Genomic DNA, 20,447 nt, shown 5'->3' on the forward strand with positions numbered 1-20,447 from the left:
AACAAAACTATTTTTCAACAATCACCTACAATTTCCAACATTTTTGTAATTGGAAATTAGGTGGTTAAGCTGTATTTCCGTCTTTAACCTGCTAGAATAATATATATGGAATTCAAGTGGAAATAGGTGAACTTTATGGATGAAATAATTACACAACCATCGGCTGCTCCGGTAATCCAGGCTTTACGAAGTATTGGGTACAACTCTCAGACAGCGATAGCTGATTTAATAGATAATAGTATAGATGCTAAAGCAACTAAAATTTGTCTCGAGTTTTCATATAACGAAGGAAATGGCTCTATTAAAATAATTGATAACGGTATCGGTATGGATGAAATTGAACTACAAACAGCAATGACCGTTGGATCTAAGGACCCAAGAGATAAACGTGAGCGTGATGAATTAGGTCGATTTGGTATGGGGTTAAAAACTGCTGCTTTTTCTTTGGGCAAAAGGTTAACCGTTGTTAGTAAAAAGGACTCTAAGTTGTCTATCAGATGTTGGGACTTGGACTATGTAAGTAAAGAGAATGAATGGTTACTTTATAAATCAATCCCAGTAGATATTGCGTTAGATTTTAACGAAATACATGGGGATAACGGTACTATTGTGTTTATTGATAAACTAGATAGATTTTGCGGTTATGGGACTAATAATATTGTAAAGTCAGGTAGCTTCTTTAGCAAGGTAAGTCGTATTCAGAAGTACCTAGAGATGGTCTTTCACATCTTATTAGAAAGAGAACTTCTTTTGGATATTAATGGTAACCAACTTATTCCATGGAATCCATTCTTAGAGGGAAATCCTAGATGTTATGAAGGAGAGATTCAATATCTTCAATCTAATGGAAAAAAGGTAATAGTTACTCCTTATGTACTTCCACATCCTTCAACTTTTAATAAAAGAAAATATAGAGAGCTGGGGGTATAAAAGGCTGGAGAGATCACCAAGGTTTTTACATTTACAGGGAGAATAGATTGGTATCATATGGTGATTGGTTTGGTTTGTTTCCCAAGGATGCAATCTCAGAATTAGTAAGAATAAAAGTAGACTTTACTAATGAAGCCGATGAAGAGTGGAAGTTAGACGTTAAGAAATCTACTGTTACTATGCCGGAAGATATCAAGGTAGCATTGCAAGCAATAGCTAAATACTATAGACAACTCTCCCATGAAATAATGCTCTATAGAACTAGAGCATCAAGAACAGGGGAAAAAGTTAAAGGCTCATTAAACACATGGGAATTGAATTCAGATGACAATATTAGCAACTATGTGCTTAATAGAAACCATCCTGTTTTAACAAATATTTTGAAACAGTTAGATGATGGGGTAAAAAGGAAGGTAAATCTATATCTTAAGTTAATTGAATTAGGATCACCCAACAATCTATTAAAAACGGAATCAATGGTTAAGCAAGAGAGGCAAACAATCGATGAGAACCAGAAGAAAATGATTATAGAATATGCAGAAATACTTGTAAATTCCGGTATGGAAATAAGCTTAGATCAAATTTCTGAGTCCATCTCATTAATGAATGGTTTTGAGAGCATTGAGATTTATACTATAAAAGAAATCGTAAAGAAAGAAGTTGTTGCTAATGTCAAATTTTGATAGAGATAGCTACTTGACTATGATTGATAATTTATTCACAATGTACAAAAACTATGGTATGCAAGACCCATTAAATCGAGCAATAAGGCAAACGGAAGAAAATTTTATTAACAAAGTGGGAAAACTTGAGGAAGATTTAAAGGAAAGTTTGGCTTTGGAAGCTTACGCAAAGTACGGTTCAATTAATGTAGAAAAGCCCGGCGTTTTAAGAGGGAGTGGATCATTTAATTGGGGGGATTTCTCTAGGGGATATTCATATTTCTGGCCAAGATATGAAAAGTATCTCATTAATGAGAAGAGATGGGATGATGATACGGTCAGATCTATAGATATTTCTACCAATGAGATACTTGAGTGTATAGGCAATCCAAAGGCAAATGAATCTTTTGATAATAGGGGTTTAGTGTTGGGGTATGTCCAATCAGGTAAGACTGCTAATTTTACTGGGCTAATTAATAAAGCATTTGATGTTGGTTATAAGTTAGTAATCGTATTAGCAGGAATGCATAACGATTTAAGGACTCAAACCCAACTACGTTTAGAAAAAGAGGTTGTAGGGACTATAGACTCTATAACAAATGAAAAACAAGGGGTAGCTAAGATAAAAACTGGTGGTATACAAATAGAAACATGGACAACTCCGCAAGGGGATATCTCAACAGCAAATGCCATCGGAATAAAAAATTTAGATAAACCTATATTGGCAGTTGTAAAAAAACATAAGGATGTTCTTCCGAATCTTATAGAATTGATTAGGACAAGTATTAATATGTCAGATATTAATCCACCAACTTTAATTATTGATGATGAGGCAGACCAGGCTAGTGTTGATACAAGTAATAAAACCGAACCTAGCACTATAAATAAGCTTATCAGAGAGTTATTGAGCTTATTCGCTAAAAAGGCATATGTAGGGTATACTGCAACACCGTTTGCGAATTTACTAATTGACGCTGATGCGAATCACAATGATGTCGGAACTGATTTATACCCAAAAGACTTTGCAATATCTTTACCTAAACCTAAGGACTACTGTGGCCCAGACGAGTTTTTTAACACATCAGGATATGTGGAAGACAATAAACCCATGTACATTAGATATCTTAGTGAAACGGATGTTAATTTACTAGATGAAATTAAAAGCAAAGATGATAAAGATTTATTCACAGAAGTTCCACCAACTATGGAAAAGGCTATTCTTTCATTTTTATTAACTATTGCTATTAGAAACCTAAGAGGACAGACGAACGAACATAATTCTATGCTTATACACACTAGTAGGTTCACGGATGTTCAGAACTCAATGTGTAGTGTCATTGATAAGTTTTATAAGAAATTGTCCAATGAAGTTCTTTACGACCCTGAAAGTAAATATATGGATAAATTAAGGATCTTATATGAAGAGGATATTGTACCAATTCAATCATTTAATAGTTTGTCAAACGACCAACACCATATATACTCTTGGGTTGAGGTCTATAAAGAAGTTAGAAAGATTATTGGTAAGGTTGAAGTTATGGAAATAAATGGTGAAAGTGAAGATGCGCTAGAGTATGAAAAACACAAAGAAAATGGATTGAATGTAATTGCAATTGGAGGTAACAAATTGTCTAGGGGCTTAACCTTAGATGGTTTATCGATTTCCTATTATTACCGTAACAGTGCCATGTATGATTCACTAATGCAGATGGGAAGATGGTTTGGGTATCGAAAAGGTTATATGGATCTATGTCGTATTTATACTAGTAAGGAATTAGCAGACAACTTTGAACATCTGGCTATAGTTATGAGTGAACTAAGAGAAGAATTCAAAAGGTACGATGAGTTAAATGTTACACCTGAAGAGTATGCTGCGAAAATGAAAGATCATAAGAGTATGAGTGTTACTAGTCCAAATAAAATGAAGGCAGCGGAAAAAGCACCAGATTACTCTGATAGTCTTCAGCAAACTCGTATTTTCGATAATGATAAGGCATTCTATGAAAAGAATATGGATGCAACCTTAAGATTTCTCAACAGTATTGGTAATCAATTTAAGGTGAAAGAAGGATCTACTCGTTACCATATAGCTAAAGAAATACCGAGTACGACTATTATTAAATTTTTATCTAGTTATGAAACTAGCAAAACTGCTTCAAAGGTAGATAGTAAGAAGATAGCTAACTATATAGATGATTTAACAAATAAAGGCAAGTTGAATAAGTTTAATGTGGCTGTTGTTGATGTAACTTCCAGTACTTTAAATAGCCAACCAGTAAAATCAAAGGGAATAAAAAAGTGGAAAGTTAATTTAGGTCCGATATCAATTCAAAGTGCAGTATTAAGAAGTTTAGGCAAAGACAAAGGGAAAACTAGTAAACTGGTAGACTTAGGCGCGATTGTTGCTTCTAATCAAGAGTTTGTTGATATTGAAGGCAGCTCGAATAATAAAGCTAAAAATAAAGCATTACGGGACAAAGAAAACCCTCTACTGATGATTTATCCGCTACATCCAGGTGTAGAACCATTTAGTAAGTTAAATATAAACTTTACTGAAGATTTAGTACCGATAGGGATTGCTTTATCATTCCCAAATTTCGAACTAGATTCTTCAAAAACAGGTGATAAAACAAAAACTAGCTATGGATACGTTCATAATCGGACAGTTGGAGGGAAGGATTAACATGATAAATATATCCAATGGTTTTAACACACTAGCGGAACGTGCGTCAAAAGAAGAGAATAAAGATGTTTATCAACTAGAACCAATTTACTTTCAAAAACCATATCTGTTAATAGGATTAGACCTATTAAATAATCAAAAGCGATTATATATAGATATTACAAATGAGAGCTGGAACTTGGAGCAACTAAAAGCTTTTCCTAAGTGGAGAGGAATGCAGATTAATCAAGAGTACTTTTCGAAAATTGGACCATTAAAAGAGAAAAATTTCTTGGTTATATCTCAAGAAGTAGACGAAAGTGACGACATATTCGAAAATGTGTTGCAGAACATCGCAGATCACATTCTAGTAGACGAAGAATTACCTTTGTATACATCGCTTTATGAAGTACTAGATAGATGGCATAACTTTTTTAAAAAGAAATGGGAAGCAAAACTTTCTGAAGAAGAGGAAGCGGGTTTATTTGGAGAGTTATATTATATTAACAAATGGCTAGAATATTTTCCGTCGGAACCTCCTCTAATCGTTAATGATTGGAAAGGGCCGTTAAGATTTAGGATAGACTTTGTTAGAAAGAAAAGTGGTATAGAGATTAAAACTCTCTCTCCAAAGATAAGGGACGAAGTCAAGATCTCGAGTGAAAAACAGTTAGAGCTTAATCCAGTTATCGACGAATTATTCTTATATGTACTTAAAATTGAGAAGAACGATACAGTTGGTAGCACTTTAGAAAATATAGCAAAAAGTATTGAAGAAAAGCTTATAAAAAAAGCTCCCTCACTTGCGGTTAAATTTAGAGAAACACTTCTATTTAAGAATATTAAGGTGGAAGAGTATAACAGTAATTATTTTTTTATACATGAAGAATTAGCCTACGAGGTAAGAGGGAAGTTCCCTAGAATAGACTCCAAACAGCTTCCTAAAGGTGTAAGTAGGATTTCCTATTCCTTAGACTTATCTCATTGCGAAGAATTCATAGTGGATGTAGAAGACGTATTTAAGTTGAATAAAAGGAAGTAGAGAAATGATTGAAGAAAAACGAAAACTCGAATTTTTACAAGAATTTTTAGACACTGTTGAGCAGAAGGCAAATTTAATAGGATCTAGACAAACACCGTTTTTGCAAGAGGTCCTTCCATATATCAATGTGGAGGACGAGCCTACACTTATATACTTTTCTAAACGAGACTTAAAGCTACAAATAAACGGGTACCTTTACTTTGAAGATACGAATGCCCTTAACCTTTACGTTGTTGATTATGAGCCGTTATTTACAAATGACTCTATACCGGTAGTTAATATGACTACAATAAAAGAGGTGGCAAACAAAGCAAAACGTTTTTTTACCAACGTGGACTCTATATTTGAAACAGCAGATAAATCAATGGAATTTCTTGATTTAATTAAGTTAATAAGAAGTAATCGTAATGAGATAGAGGAAGTAAATATATTTGTGGTCTCCAGTAAGTTTTATCTTACAAATAAACCAATAGATTTATCTATTCCAGGAATTGAAACAGTAAATGTCCATGTTTGGGACATGGACAGAGTTTATAAACTTTCTGAAGCAGAACAAGGTATAAGAGACTTTGATATTCAATTTGAAGAAGAATATAACTCAACCATTCAATTAATGCACGTTCCAAATCCTCTAGGAAATGGTTTGATAGATTGTTATATAGGTGCTATCCCTGCTGCTTTACTAGCAAAACTATATGATGACTGGGGACCAAAATTGGTAGAGCGAAATGTACGTTCATTCCTGCAAGCTCGCGGAGGCACAAACAGAGGTATAAGAGATACGTTAAAAGATTCAGAGCAACGAGAACTATTTGTTTCATATAACAATGGGATTTCTAGCGTTGCAAAATCTGGTGACATTGTTCAAGTAGGTGATTCTAATCTTTATGAGATTAAATCGTTAACTAGCTGGCAAATTGTTAACGGAGGTCAAACAACAGCTTCTATCCATCAGGCATATAAGAATGAAATTGACCTTGATGGAGTATATGTACAAACTAAATTAACCATTTTAAATACAGCTGAGGTAAATACAGTTCAAAATGTTGACCGGCATGATCTAGAAGACCAACTAATTGCAAAAATATCTGAATATGCAAATACTCAAAACAAGATTAATAAATCGGATCTCTTGGCGAATACAAGGTTTATGTCAGATATTGAAAAACTATCTCGTAATACATGGATACCTACACTTGATAACCGTAAAGAAGAATCCAAGTGGTATTTCGAACGCGCTCGAGGCCAGTATATGGTTGATATTAGCCGTCGCCTAAAGGGAAAAGAACAAACGGCATTTAAAAAAATGTATCCTAAAGAAAAGGTCATAACTAAGGTTGAATTGGCGAAATACTTTATGTCTTGGGATGGTTATCCTCATGTCTCAAGTAAAGGTGGAGAGGAAGCTTTCAAGAAGTTTATGGACTTAAATAGTCAATATTGGAAACAAAGCTTGAATACTAATGATGATGGAGAAGTTACTAAGCCAATACAAAATATTAGCAATGATTTTTACAAGGAACTGATTGCTAGAAGGTTAATTAATGCCTATGTTGCGGAGATAATTGATGAACTGAAACTAAAAGGGTACAGAGCAAATGTTATTTACTACACTGTTGCTATGCTTGGTCACTTATACAAGGATCGTATTTCTCTAATTGAAGTCTGGAATAAGCAAGGGCTATCTGATGAATGGAGAGATGTAGTTAGGATTATTGCTACAAATGCATTAAATTATCTACGAGAGTCAGCAGGCGATCAGAATGTTACTCAGTGGGCCAAAAAACAGGGATGTTGGGATGGGTTTATTAAGGAGTCTTCTGCTGTTTTGCGGGCGCTGGTTTAGTTATTTTATTTATGAGTCTTCCCGTAATAGGAAGGCTTTTTGTTTTAGTATTTTTAAAAGTTATTTTTTGTATGTGTTAAATAATGGTAGTATTATTTATGACAATAATTAATTTTAAGAATGGTGATTTCATGACAGAATCAAATCAAAGGAAAGTACTTATAGTTGCTTATTTCTTATCAAAATATGATAGAAGAGCATTAGAGGTTTTAAATTATAATACTTTTACTTCTGCGTTTAAAGATGTTGGAACTAGGCTAGGAATCAAACCGAATACAGTGAAAAACAGGAGAGACGATTTTGATTCACTTCACGATAATGGTAGAAGTGGTTGGTACCAAAAGGAATTATCCAAAAGTAGCTTAGAGATAGTTGACGAATTTAAGGACACTAGCGAAGCTGAGCTAGCTGCTATTGTTAAAGAGATAATATATGGACCCATTGAAAATAATTATGTAAGAGAAAAAGAATTAAGACATGATATTAATAAACAGGATATTAATAAGGAAGATTTATTAAAGTTACTTTTAAGCAATATAACTAGAAAACTTAATGTGTTTAAATTGTTATCAACAGAAGAGTCAATTTTGGTGACGAAAGTCGATGAGAAGGGCCTTTATGTTGAAACAGAAACATTTAGACAGAATTATGAATTAGGAGAATCGGAATATCCCTGGGAGCTGTTGAGCTTTGAATTATTATATTTATCTTGGGATCAGTTTATTAAGAATAGGGCTATTACAACAAATGATCTTACATCAAAAGACCAAATAGCTTCAATTATCTTGTCCTTCTTTGCGGTTTTACCTTTTGTAATTGTGAAGGAAAAACCTTCAATTATGCTTTCCTTTAAACGATTTAAAACTAATGAATTGCCAACTGAGCAAATAAATAAAGTTATATTCTTCTTAGAAGAAATTGTTAATGAAACATACCTTCCTGAAAAATTAAGTAATGAAATAGAAGGTAACCAATATCGAATAAAATCAAGGTCTCGACAAGATCTACGACTATTAGGTTTTTTAGATGAATCTAATAAGAGGAACGAATCGGCAATCCAAAAATACATTCAATCAACTAATAAATTAGCTGTATTAAAGGAATTGATGCTCCAAAAAGACTATTTTAAGATGTGTTTAACTGTCTTAGAAGTTTTACACAGAGAATCTAAAAGAACTAAAAAAAATGTATTAGTTAAATTGGGTATGTTAATAGTTGAAAATTCACGTGGTGAAAACTATATGGTTGAATCTGTTGCAACAGAACGAACTCAAAATCTATTAATGTGGTTACACCATGTCAATTTAATTGATGACTCTTGGGATCTTATTAATCAAAATAACAATGCTTATAAGATTTCAAAAAAGGATGTTGAAATTGTGGTTGAAGAAAAAGGAATATTTTTATCCAGCCCTGAAGTAATAAATCACATCCATTCCTACATAACCAGCAAAGGCTTCTACTACGAAAAAGAAGAAGTGACAAACTTCTTTTACTCTTTAAAAACAAAACCATTCGTCATCCTCTCAGGTATCTCTGGTACAGGGAAAACGAAAATCGTCCAGTGGTTTGCTGAGAGTGTAGGGGCAACGGAGGAGAATGGCCAGTTTGCACTGATTCCGGTCCGTCCTGATTGGAGCGATGGTTCGGATTTGCTTGGGTATACGGATATTAAAGGGGAGTTTAAAGAAGGACCGCTTACGACTGTGTTGAAAAAAGCAATTGATGAGCCAGAGCGCCCTTATTTTGTTTTGTTAGATGAGATGAATTTAGCGCGTGTTGAGCATTACTTTAGTGATTTGTTAAGTGTGATGGAGAGTCGGAAATGGGAAGAGGATCGATTAGTTACGTCGACGGTTTTAACTGAAGAATTGGCGGGGAAGGATATTTATTTGCCTGCGAATGTGTACATCATTGGAACCGTGAATATGGATGAAACGACTCACCCTTTTAGTAAAAAGGTGTTGGACCGGGCGAATACGCTTGAGTTTAATCGAGTGAAGCTTGATAACCTTCAATTTTTACTGGATAGAGAAGAAATGGACCCTGTTGTTTTACATAACAATGTGTTTGCGACAAAGTATCTTCATTTAAAAGATGTGTATTCAGCTTATCCAAAGCTCGTTGAAGAGGTGACGAGTGTACTAGTAGAGATTAATAACGTCTTGCAAATCAATGGATCGCATGTAGGATACCGGGTGCGGGATGAGATATGCTTTTACCTTGCTTATAATGAAGAAAGCAACTTAATGGAACAAAAAACAGCACTTGATCATTGCATTTTGCAAAAGATCTTGCCACGGTTAGCTGGCAGTGATACGAGAATTGAAAGGGTGTTAAAGGCTTTGTTCAAGCTGTTTACGAATAAAGAGATTGAATATGCACAAGATGCGACGTTGGAGGATGTGACGTATGCGGTGTATCCAAAGAGTGCGGAGAAAGTGTTAGAGATGATAAGGAGGTTAGAAGACGATGGCTTTACTTCCTTCTGGATCAGCTCCTAAGGAAGTTGAGCTGGTTGTAATTGAGACAACGGCGTTTTCACTTGTAATAAAAGGAAGACCTTATCATGAGCGGTATGAGGGGCTGCAACAGTATCGAACATTGGATTTCCATGATGTGATGCAATTTGATTGGAGCGGGAACGCTGTTGAGAAAATCCTTGTGTATGATGTGGAACAACAACAACTCGTTCCTTCTACTAAGTTACGGCCGATTTTCTTTGAGAATAGTGTCTATCAAGTGATTGTCCATCCTAAGGGAGAGTCGGAGCTTTCGTTTTATCATGAGCATCCTAGCCTCCGAAAGGCGATTAGCCGAGTGAAGCTTGGCTCGTCGTATTTGTTAATGGGAAATTTGCAATTTCAAAATGAGGTGGGGCTCTCGACGTTTGAGGTTCGGACTGAGCGAGAGACGTTGCTGAAGGTAACGTTGGAGATCTTCCCGTCAAAGCTTGATTATAAGCGGGATTATCAAAAGCTGTTAGAAGAAGTGAATGATGAAATCTACAATCTTGCGTATCATTTTTTGAAAAAGACGTATTTAGGAGCAAAGGTGAAACTTGATGGACAGCCTTCTTTAGCAGAGTTTTACCGCTTGATCACGGTGCATTTTCAAACGTTTTTACGGGCAATTGAACGGATCGAGCGGCAACCTCATCATAAACTCGTGAAACAGCATGAAAAAGCAAGAGGTGATCAGCTGCAGCGCTTGGATTCGAAGGCGCGAAGTTATTTAAGAAAGAATCCACATGTCTTTGTGAAAGTGAAAAATGGGGTCGAGCTAGCCAATCGAAACGTGATGCCAAAAGAAGGACTGCGCATTCGGAAAGAACTAACGTATGATACGCTTGAAAATCGCTATGTTAAATGGATGATCGTACGATTAATTGAGAAGCTTGAATTTTTATATGAGAAGCTAACGGTTCAGAAGTGGCGAAAGTCGGAAGCAGATGAGGATCTTTTAGGGAAAGTAAAAGACATGATCCGTAAGCTAACGTTGAAGAAGAAAAATCGGTTTTGGAACGAAGTTGGTTTGTTGGACCGATCCGTTATGAGTCTTGTTTTGCAAATGGCACCAGGCTACCGAGACGCTTTTCAAATTTATTTAACGGTTTCAAAAGGGTTGGCGTTGCAAGGGAAGCTGTATCAAATGTCGGTAAAAGATGTTGCTGAGTTATATGAGGTATGGACCTTCTTAAAGCTTGGACAGTTGTTACGAAAAAAATATCTTCAAGTAAGTCAAGATGTCATCAAAGTCAACCGAGACGGATTATTTGTGCGACTAGACACGAATCAATCTGCTAAGAGTGTGTTCAAGCACCCTGTGACAGACGAGAAGATTGTTTTAACGTATCAGCATACGGAACGAAATCCAACAACGACACAAAAGCCGGATAGTGTCTTAAGCATCGCGAAAAAAGGTAAGGATTATTCGTATGATTATGTGTTTGATGCGAAATACCGAATTGATTTTGCTGTAAAAGATAGCTATTACGGAAAGCGATACCAAACTCCTGGTCCATTAGAAGAAGACATCAATACAATGCACCGCTATCGTGATTCAATTGTTGCCAAGCAGAAAGGGCCCTATGAGCGCACGGCTTTTGGGGCATATGTGCTTTTTCCTTGGGAGGATGAGGCAGGGTATTCGGACCATCATTTTTATAAAAGCATTGATGAAGTGAATATTGGTGGGTTGCCATTTTTACCTTCCGCTACGGAGATGGTTGAACAATTTGTGGAGCATTTGATCGAAAAGAGTCCTGAAGAGATACAAGAGGAAGGAATTTTGCCAAGAGGAACGAAAGGGGACTGGTTCTCCTCGTTGGATGAGCATGTGTTGGTTGGACTTGTTTCGAGTGAAGATCAGTATAGACGCTGCATGCAGGAAGCGGAGTACGTATTGGATGCCGGTGCGTTAAAACGGGGCTGGCAGGAAGCCTCTTATGTAGCGCTTTATGTTAGCAAAGAAGCGAAGATGACTCGAAATGGTGTGTGGAGTTACGGGAAAGTGAAAGACGTGTCAGTTGGGGAAGATGGCTTAGTTCGGTTTGTTGTTGATTCTTGGACGAATCTAGATGCGGTGATTAAGCCTGTTCACTATGGAATAGCTGGATATGCGATGACAACACTCACTCACTTGAAGGAAGCGAAGGAACTACCAGAGTTGTTTGTGAAATCAAAGGACGAGTTAGCCATTTGGCGGATGCTGCGGCGAGTATCGGACGAGGTTAGGGTTGAACTTGATGCAGAGCAATTAGATGAAGCAAGTGGTATAGAGCGGTATCGGTTTAAGGATCTGGAAGTGCGGTTGGATCGGTTGGAGAGTAGGATGGAGATTGTGAAAGGCGAGTTTGTGAAAGTGGTTGAATATGAGGAATTGAGGAAAAAGCCGAGTGGGGTGTTTCGTGAGGTGTTGAAGGTGATGGGGGAGTAAGGTGCAATGGTGGTGATAGCCACTATTCCACTTTATACTTACTATTAGATAGCAGTTTTATCCAAATAAATGACAAGTAATCAAAATTACAGTTACAATAAATACCAACTAATCATCCGAAAGAGGGGAAGCCTAATGCATACATTGCTCAAAGAAAAAGGAATCATCTATGATTTTAACAAGAACCATGAACCCGTTTTAACCATTGCATCTGGTTCTACCATTGAAATCGAAACGTACGATTGTTTTCAGAATCAGATTCAATCAGCTGCGACTCCAATCTCAGAGCTAGATTGGAATCAAATCAATCCTGCAACTGGGCCAATCTATGTGGAAGGCGCCATGCCTGGAGATGTTTTAAAGGTCAGAATTAAAAAACTTGAAATAGCTGACCAGGGGGTAATGCTAGTTGGCCCTAATTTAGGAGTGATGGGAGATCGGATTTCAGAGATGAAAGCGAAAATCATTCCAATCAAAGATGGAAATGCGATGTTCAATGACATCCCAATTCCGTTAAATCCAATGAACGGTGTCATTGGGGTTGCACCAGAAGGAGAAGGAGTCAATTGCGGAACACCTGGTGCGCACGGTGGGAACATGGATAATAAGATGGTAACAGAGGGAGCGACTCTTTATTTTCCAGTGTTTACAGAAGGGGCTTTATTTGGTCTTGGAGATTTTCATGCGGCAATGGGAGATGGGGAGATCAGTGTATCGGGCATTGAGATCCCTGGAAAAGCGACTGTCACGCTAGATGTTTTAAAAGGAGTTCAGCTATCCCATCCTATGCTTGAAAATGCTGAGGTCTTCACACAAATTGCTTCAGCACCGACTCTTGATGAAGCCTGCAAGCTAGCAACAGCAGAAATGATTGATCGCATTGTGGAAAAAACAAGCCTTCCGATAAGTGAGGTCACAATGCTCATGAGTGCAGCGGGGCAAGCTGAAATTTGCCAAGTAGTGGACCCGCTTATGACAGCTCGTTTCGTTGTTCCAAAATGGCTATTAAATAGGTTGAATATAGACTTTATTTAGGAATTTGGTGGGTCACGGGGACAGGTTCCTCGACCCACTTGCCCTTTTAGGCTTACTGAAACTAGAATAAAAAGTGGACACAAAAAGAACCAAGAACCATCTCGGTTCTTTTTGTATTAAGATTCTCCTAAACTTAGAACCTACCATCACCGCTCATCTTTGAGAGAGGAGGAACAAAAGATGGTACTATTTTTATCTCTTTTATACATTGGCTTATTAGGTATTGTTGGTGTTCTGATAGGGAGATACCTACGAGCGAAATTTAACATCAAACCAATAAAGTATGAAGAAAAAACGTCACTACATAGATTTGTTCCACCCTTTCTGATTTTCGTGTACCTTGCTTCAGGGGACTTTTTTGAACGAACTAGTTATCTAAGTTGGAGAACCTTTACGTTTGTGGCTCTTTTATTTGGATTTTCAGCCTTTCTTTACTGGAAACATCACAGACATTCGAACGAGTATCTGATTCAACTATTTTATGGGCTCTTTTTTCTAGTTGTGCTTACATTAAACTTATTGTTTGCTTTTCCATCTTTTATTGTCAGTCCGTAATGGTCAGAGGGACAGGAACCTTGACCCACTTTTTCGCAAGAGGGGTGCCAGTGTCTTGGGCGGACTCACTGGTGTCCGGTAAAACTTCAAGGGTTTTTCATTATTTCATAACTGATTGTATACGACATATTTACATCTACATATAAAAATTAGAAAATTGAATAAATGACTTTAAATTGACGTTAACGTCAATGGTATACTTGCGAAAATGGAGGGATACGCAAATGAAATCTATTAACGTAATAGCAAAAGAATATGGGCTTTCAACACGCACGTTACGCTATTATGAGGAGCTCGGTATATTAAATTCGCACCGAGTAGATAAGGGTATCCGACATTTTTCAAAAAGGGAGGAGGCAAAGCTGAAACTGGTTCTTAGGGGGAAAACGTATGGATTTTCCCTTGAGGAAATCAAAGAGATGGTATTGCTGTTTGATCACGACCGTTCCGGAAAGAAGCAGCTAGAGAAGACGATTGAATTCGGTCAGCAAAAGTTGAGGGAAATTGACAAGAAGATGGAAGAACTTTTAGAGATTCGTGAGGCCATTGTGAAAACGGACCGTTTGTTTCGTGAAAAATTACAATTGTTAATGGAGGATGAAAAATGAATATTTCCAATTTATTATCTCGACATGCGAGAAAGTATCCACATAACATTGCTGTGATTAGTATGGGACATGAAACAACCTATCAAGCGTTAGATGAAGAAGCGAATCGATTAGCGAATGTGTTACGCGAAGCTCATATTACAAAAGGTGATAAAGTAGCCATTTATATGCCAAACGTCCGTGAGTTTACGGCACTTTATTTTGCCATTCAACGAGTTGGCGCCATTGTAGTACCGGTAAATGCAAAGTTAGGAACAAGTGAACTTGAGTATGTTCTTTCACATAGTGATGCGAAAGCCCTTTTCGTTCATGAGTTGTTAATGGAACAAGCAAAAAAGGTTCAATTTAAAGGATTAAAAGTGAAAACAGGGAAGGAAATGGCTGACTGGAAAAGCTATGGTGAACTTGTAGAAAGGGCAAATAATGATGAAGTGAGATGCGATCTTGTAGAGGACGATGATTCCACATTGCTTTATACATCTGGCACGACAGGCAATCCAAAAGGTGTGTTACTGACAAATCGTAATGTGTTAACGGTGTCACATATGATGGCGATTGAGATGGAAGTCAAACCTGAGAGTCGCTTACTCATTATGATGCCACTTACGCATTCAGCTCCATTGAATTTATTTTTCGTGACGGCCGTTTTGGTGGGCGCAACGGCTGTTCTTACACCGACCTTTACGCCAGATTTATTCATTGACACGGTTGAAACCTATCGTACAACGCATTTCTTCGGAGCGCCAGTTGCTTATTTATTAACGGCTTCTAATGAAAAAATACAAACAGCAGACTTATCCTCAATGAAATATTGGGTGTATGGTGGAGCACCGTTATCCAAGCAAGAGGTTACCTATATTCAAAACCGTTTCCAAACAGATCGACTCGTTTGTGTTTATGGCCTAACGGAAGCAGGACCAAGCGGGACGATTTTACATGCAGAAGAGCATGTAGAAAAGCCAGGTTCGATTGGACGTCGTGCGCCATTTGGTACCGAAATCCGAATTGTTAACAAGGACAATGAAGATGTGGCACCAGGTGAAGTGGGGGAAATCCTGTTATATGGTGAAGGCAATATGAAAGAATACTATAAAAACCCAGAGGAAACGAGTAAGGTTTTTATTGATGGGTGGGTGCGTTCAGGTGATTTAGCACGTATGGATGAGGATGGTTATTTCTATATTGTGGACCGGAAAAAAGACGTTATTATTTCAGGTGGCGTCAATATCTACCCAAAAGAAATTGAGGATGTAGTTGTTCAGCACCCGGATATTTTTGAAACCGCTGTCATCGGCGTACCACATCCAGTATGGGGTGAAACGGTAAAAGTGATTTATGCTTCGAAAGCGGATTTACCCGAACAAGAGTTACGCAGCTTTTTACAAGATAAATTAGCAGCTTTTAAAATTCCTAAAATTTACAAGCAGGTAGAAGCCTTACCACGGAACGCATCGGGTAAAATTTTAAAGCAGCAACTAAGGGAGGAACAACCAAATGCAAGTGTTGGTGAATAAACAGCAAAAGAAACATAACTTCTATGAGGGCGATCTAACGCTTCATCAGATTTTACAGCAAAAGCTTGCTCCAGAATTTTTTCAGTTTGCTGATAAAGAACTACACAAATTTGGTGAACATTGCGCAGGTCCCATCGATCAACGTGCGAAAGTGACAGATAGAGAAGGCGAACCAAGGCTGCAGCGCTATGATGCATACGGGGAAGAAGTGAGCCGTGTCATTGTAAATGAAGGCTATTTGCAAACGGTCAAAGAAACGTATGAAACAGGCATTGTTGGGTATGTGCATAAAGACATTCCAGCTCTTAATCAGAAGGGAAATTATGTGTATAGCTTTGCACAAGGCTATCTCTTATCGCAAGCAGAACCTGGTTTTTATTGTCCAGTAACCTTAACAATGGCAACAGCATTTTTGTTGGATCATTATGCAAGTGACGAGCTCAAGCAACGGTTTTTACCACATGTCATTGCAACAGGAGAGGTAGAGCTTTATGAAGGGGCAACCTTTTTAACGGAACGTCAAGGAGGTTCAGACGTTGGAGCGAACACGTTAGAGGCAAGATGGGAAGATGGTCAGTGGCGTCTATATGGGGAAAAATATTTTGCTTCCAATGCAGGAATGTGCGGGGTGGCAATGGTGCTCGCTCGAAAACAAGGTGCACCAAGCGGCTCAAAAGGGCTGACACTATTTGCGGTACCGTGGCATACAGAAGATGGCGCACTTAATCATTTACGCATTCGTCGGTTAAAAGATAAGTTAGGGGTAAAGGCCGTTCCATCAGGAGAAGTGGAATTTGAAGGGGCGATGGCTTACGTCGTGGGTGATCCAGATAAGGGGATTTACTATATGCTTGAAGCATTAAATTTATCTCGTATTTGCAATGCTGCTGCGTCTTTAGGCATTATGAAGCGTACCTTAGATGAAGCACTTCATTATACAAGTGGTCGCACGGCATTTGGTCATACACTAACAGAATATCCGATGGTGCAAGAAACACTCTCCACCCTAAAGGCAAAGTGGCATGCATCTCTCGTTGGTTTGTTTGATTTGATTGAACGATATGACCGAGTTACTGCTGGTTCAGCTTGCCAAGACGAACAGCTTATGGTGAGGCTATTAATTGCGCTACTGAAAAAGGAAACAGCAGAATACGCCATTCATTTCGCGCATGAATCGATTGAGCTACACGGTGGAAATGGATTTATCGAGGATTTTGTATTAGCACGAATGCTTCGTGATGCACAAGTATTAACAGTGTGGGAAGGGCCAGCAAATATATTGGCACATGAGCTAATCCGATTATCGAAAAAAAATGCACATCAAACATTACTCTTGCAGCTCAGTAGTACAGCCCATCCTTTATTAAAGCAACGAGTGGCTCATTTACAACAAAAGTTTGACGCATTTGTAAACTTACCAGAGGCAATTCAAACACTAGAAGCCAAACCTCTAATGGTCGAGCTGACTCAGTTATTTGAAGCCGTATGTGCAGTTAGACACGGCGAACGACATGGTGATCGTGAGCGCAAGTTAGCTGAAATTTATATTGAACAGTTTTTAGAAAAGCATCCGTTCGGCGAAGCGCCACTAGCTGTAAAGTATTATTCACAAGTTTAATATCAGTGGGTCAGGGGGACATGGGTCAGGGGACAGGTACCTTGACCCATTTTTTCTTCAGAGGAGTGCCGGTGTCTTAGGCGGACTCACGTTCCGTTATGTGTGACAAAAACAGTGATTTTCGGGTGTTGGCGGACTGTGGTTCCGCTATTTCATGTTTGAGAGGTGTCAGGAAGGCGAATTTTAGCAAATAGCGGATTCTGTGTCCGTGAAACCTTTCAAAATGCTAGTTTTTGCTGAAATAGCGGAACTGGTGTCCGCTTACTTAGCATAGAAAGTTTAAGTGCCTGTCACTAAATCAGTACGAGTAGTGACAGGCACTATCATTAACACACTATTTCAGTTCATTCTAATCCCGTTGATAACAGTGTCTATGGCCTTTTTAAAAAGAGCTCTTTAGATTCTTGGGTGTTGAACGCTAAAAATGCTGTATCGTATAACCCGTAAATCACTGCTAATAAAATGACGCTGATCTCTTTAACATCTAAGTCTGGATTAAACTCTTTTTGATGAATTCCTTCTTTCATTACCTCTGAAATGACATCCAATTCAGGTTTGAACAAATCGGCGACAAAAGACTTTTCTTTTTTTGTTGATATCATATACTCTGATAATGATTTGAGTAACGGATTGTGAAACTCTAAACTACATAAACGTGCCCACAAGTATAACTTCTCCGTAGCTGTCTCTTCTTTTACCATCTCGTTTTCCCACTCGTGAATAAATCTGTTTAATGCTTGTTTGATACAAAATAAATAAAGCTCTTCCTTATTCTTAAAGTGGTAGTAAATCGTTCCTTTGCTTAATTGCGTTTCAGTTTTGATATCTGACATAGACGTCGCTGCGTAGCCTTTTCCTTCAAACAATTTAACGGCTTTCTCTTCAATTAACTTTTTCGTATCTTCACTATTAACTCCAATTGGTCTACTCATGAATCCTCCCACGCATTTAGAAAAAGTATTTTAAAAAAATATGGTCAAGTATCGTTTAGCAATCATTTTATACGAATTTCCAATTTCAACAAGTACAGCGAAAAATAATTGACCGATCGTCCGAATAAGTCGTAACCATGATACATAAGGTTTATAGATTGTATTTTACCATTTTCAATGTCCTCGAAGAAAAGGAGTGTGTGATGTGTTAGAAAAAGAAAAAGTAATCATTATTGGGGCTGGTGTTGGTGGTCTTGCTACGGCTTTGTTTTTAAAAAAAGCTGGAATCGAAAGCATCGTTTTTGAAGGTGCTTCAGTTGAAAGAGAAAGCGGGGCAGGATTTGTGCTGACGCCAAATGGCCTGAATGTCCTTGAAACACTGGGCATAACTCAAATTGCAGACCATAGTTATCCCGTGAAATCGGAGACGACCTATACGAGTAACAATAAAGAACTAGGCAGCATGAATGTTTCGGGAAATGACTTATTTAGTAAAACATTTATTACGATTAGTCGACATAACTTAATAACACTTCTTTTAGAAAAAGCTAAGGAATACCATATACCCGTACACTACAATAAAAAACTCGTAAATTTCGAACAACACTCTGATAGTGTTACAGCTATTTTCTCTGACGATACAAAGATAAAGGGAGAGATATTAGTCGGGGCAGATGGCATTCATTCAAGAACAAGAGAGATCATATTTCCTCAAGTGAAACCTATTTATACTGGTTACTATGGCATTCATGGGCTGGTATCTTCTTCAAATGTGGACCAAACGATGAATACGAATGCTAGTGTTTATGCAGATTTTGATCAGTATTTAGGCGCTTTTGTAAGTAAATGTTCACCAACTTCAAAAACAGATATATTATGGCAATTTGTAGGGAAAGCAGAAAGGAAAATTCCAGCAACAGAATTAGAGTTGGCAGATACTCAATATATAAAAGAGTGGCTATCAGAAAAAATTAGTGAGTGGGATAATCCATTTATTGAACTTCTGAGCAATACAGAAAAAATAACCGCAAGAAACATCTTTGAGTTGGAAGAACTACCGCATTGGTACCATGGCCGAGTTACCTTTGTTGGTGATGCCCTTCATGCCACCAACCCAATGCTAGGAATTGGTGCATCGTGGGCTTTAGAAGATGGGATGTATTTAGCAAAAATGTTAAAGGAGCATGGATATAGAGACGCCTTCTATTATTTTGAAAATGACCGTAAACCAATCATCGATCCTGTCAGAAAGGCAGCCGCCAATGTGCTTGATAAAATATTTGAACTAAAAAAAATGACAAGTACAATCTATGATAATCGTATTGAATGGTAATAGATAAAAGCAAGAAGTGGGTCAGGGGGACAGGTACCTTGACCCACTTCTTTGCGGGTAAGTGCCAAAGTGGATTCGCGTTCCGTTACCTATGATAAAAACAGTGGTTTTCGATTGTTCGCGGACTGTGTCCGCCAAACGCTGCAGAATATTTTTTGAGGGTTAATGGGGAGAAGGGGTTTAGTAAGAAGCAAGTTTTCTTCCTTCTTGCAAGCCGTCTGTAACCAGATTGAATGGATATTTAAATAGGAAGAGACGTGGGGGAAACATAAGTTTTTTCATAGGTGCGGAAAAATGATGAAAAGCGGTTGGGAGTAATATATAAAAACGCACTTTTCTCGTATGAATTGATTCTATTATTCCTCAATATGTGTTTTGAGTGGCCGCTTATGAGTAGATGATCAGCATCATCTATTAAATATTGAGAGCAAATCGTTATCTCCTTGAACGTGTAAAGTCGATGGATAAGTTTAATTATGTATAGGGGCTATGTTTTTCTTTTGTGGTTCTCTAGGAACAAGTTTAATTTAAAAGAGCTGTGGTAAAAGTAAAGTAGATGAACTGATTGTTGCTATTCATGTCGAATCATGATATATTATTAAACCTAGCGCAAAAACATTTTTAATATTACTTGCGTAGAATTTTTATTCGTGATATATTGTTACTTGTCGCCACGAACAATTGATTGTTTCGTTGGTGATCGTGAAAATAACTTTTAAAAAGTTATTGCGCGGAATGAAATGATATGTTATGATAGTAAATGTCGCTGAGG

The 20,447-nt window shown here is 37.6% G+C and carries 14 protein-coding genes; 13 read left to right on the forward strand and 1 reads right to left on the reverse strand.

From position 1 onward, the window contains the following. Positions 1-135 precede the first annotated feature (135 nt). The 12 genes from JCM9140_RS25295 to JCM9140_RS17655 all read left to right on the forward strand — a co-directional run bounded on the left by JCM9140_RS25295 (position 136) and on the right by JCM9140_RS17655 (position 17,410). A complete protein-coding gene (locus JCM9140_RS25295; RefSeq protein ID WP_369384451.1) occupies positions 136-930 on the forward strand; it encodes an ATP-binding protein in 795 nt (264 codons plus the stop codon). Positions 931-977: 47 nt separating this feature from the next. After that, entirely contained in the window at positions 978-1,613 is a 636-nt protein-coding gene (locus JCM9140_RS25300) for a hypothetical protein (RefSeq protein WP_369384452.1), read from the forward strand. After that, positions 1,600-4,275: a Z1 domain-containing protein gene (locus JCM9140_RS17610; RefSeq protein WP_034749597.1), complete on the forward strand. Its 2,676-nt coding sequence runs from the start codon at positions 1,600-1,602 to the stop codon at positions 4,273-4,275. The genes JCM9140_RS25300 and JCM9140_RS17610 overlap by 14 nt, the downstream gene beginning before the upstream one ends. A 1-nt stretch (position 4,276) precedes the next feature. Further along, complete coding sequence (locus tag JCM9140_RS17615) at positions 4,277-5,296, forward strand: PD-(D/E)XK motif protein (RefSeq protein WP_034749599.1); 1,020 nt, start codon at positions 4,277-4,279, stop codon at positions 5,294-5,296. A 4-nt stretch (positions 5,297-5,300) separates the two neighbouring features. Continuing rightward, the gene (locus JCM9140_RS17620) at positions 5,301-7,142 is read left to right on the forward strand and encodes an AIPR family protein (protein ID WP_034749602.1); all 1,842 of its coding nucleotides are present in this window, start codon (positions 5,301-5,303) and stop codon (positions 7,140-7,142) included. Between the two features lie 98 nt (positions 7,143-7,240). Further along, positions 7,241-9,646, forward strand: coding sequence for an McrB family protein (locus tag JCM9140_RS17625; RefSeq protein ID WP_052002359.1), 2,406 nt, complete (start codon positions 7,241-7,243; stop codon positions 9,644-9,646). After that, positions 9,615-12,080, forward strand: a complete 2,466-nt coding sequence (locus JCM9140_RS17630; RefSeq protein WP_034749605.1) for a restriction endonuclease-like protein — start codon at positions 9,615-9,617, stop codon at positions 12,078-12,080. Before JCM9140_RS17625 ends, JCM9140_RS17630 begins: the two co-directional genes overlap by 32 nt. A 135-nt stretch (positions 12,081-12,215) precedes the next feature. Beyond that, on the forward strand, positions 12,216-13,115 hold the full coding sequence (locus JCM9140_RS17635; protein WP_034749608.1) for an acetamidase/formamidase family protein: 900 nt from the start codon (positions 12,216-12,218) through the stop codon (positions 13,113-13,115). A 180-nt stretch (positions 13,116-13,295) separates the two neighbouring features. Beyond that, positions 13,296-13,670: a DUF4181 domain-containing protein gene (locus JCM9140_RS17640; protein ID WP_034749611.1), complete on the forward strand. Its 375-nt coding sequence runs from the start codon at positions 13,296-13,298 to the stop codon at positions 13,668-13,670. A 224-nt stretch (positions 13,671-13,894) separates the two neighbouring features. Continuing rightward, positions 13,895-14,278: a MerR family transcriptional regulator gene (locus JCM9140_RS17645; RefSeq protein ID WP_034749614.1), complete on the forward strand. Its 384-nt coding sequence runs from the start codon at positions 13,895-13,897 to the stop codon at positions 14,276-14,278. Continuing rightward, positions 14,275-15,792, forward strand: a complete 1,518-nt coding sequence (locus JCM9140_RS17650; protein WP_034749617.1) for a class I adenylate-forming enzyme family protein — start codon at positions 14,275-14,277, stop codon at positions 15,790-15,792. Before JCM9140_RS17645 ends, JCM9140_RS17650 begins: the two co-directional genes overlap by 4 nt. Further along, positions 15,773-17,410: an acyl-CoA dehydrogenase family protein gene (locus JCM9140_RS17655; RefSeq protein WP_034749620.1), complete on the forward strand. Its 1,638-nt coding sequence runs from the start codon at positions 15,773-15,775 to the stop codon at positions 17,408-17,410. Before JCM9140_RS17650 ends, JCM9140_RS17655 begins: the two co-directional genes overlap by 20 nt. Positions 17,411-17,781: 371 nt before the next feature. Here the strand turns inward: JCM9140_RS17655 and JCM9140_RS17660 are convergent, their stop codons facing one another. Beyond that, a complete protein-coding gene (locus JCM9140_RS17660; RefSeq protein ID WP_052002360.1) occupies positions 17,782-18,342 on the reverse strand; it encodes a TetR/AcrR family transcriptional regulator in 561 nt (186 codons plus the stop codon). 205 nt (positions 18,343-18,547) lie between these two features. Here JCM9140_RS17660 and JCM9140_RS17665 point away from each other — a divergent pair, with 205 nt between their 5' ends. Beyond that, positions 18,548-19,675, forward strand: a complete 1,128-nt coding sequence (locus JCM9140_RS17665; protein WP_052002361.1) for an FAD-dependent oxidoreductase — start codon at positions 18,548-18,550, stop codon at positions 19,673-19,675. Positions 19,676-20,447: the final 772 nt, after the last annotated feature.

The organism is Halalkalibacter wakoensis JCM 9140 (assembly GCF_000513095.1).
Taxonomy (GTDB): Bacteria; Bacillota; Bacilli; order Bacillales; family Bacillaceae_D; genus Halalkalibacter; species Halalkalibacter wakoensis.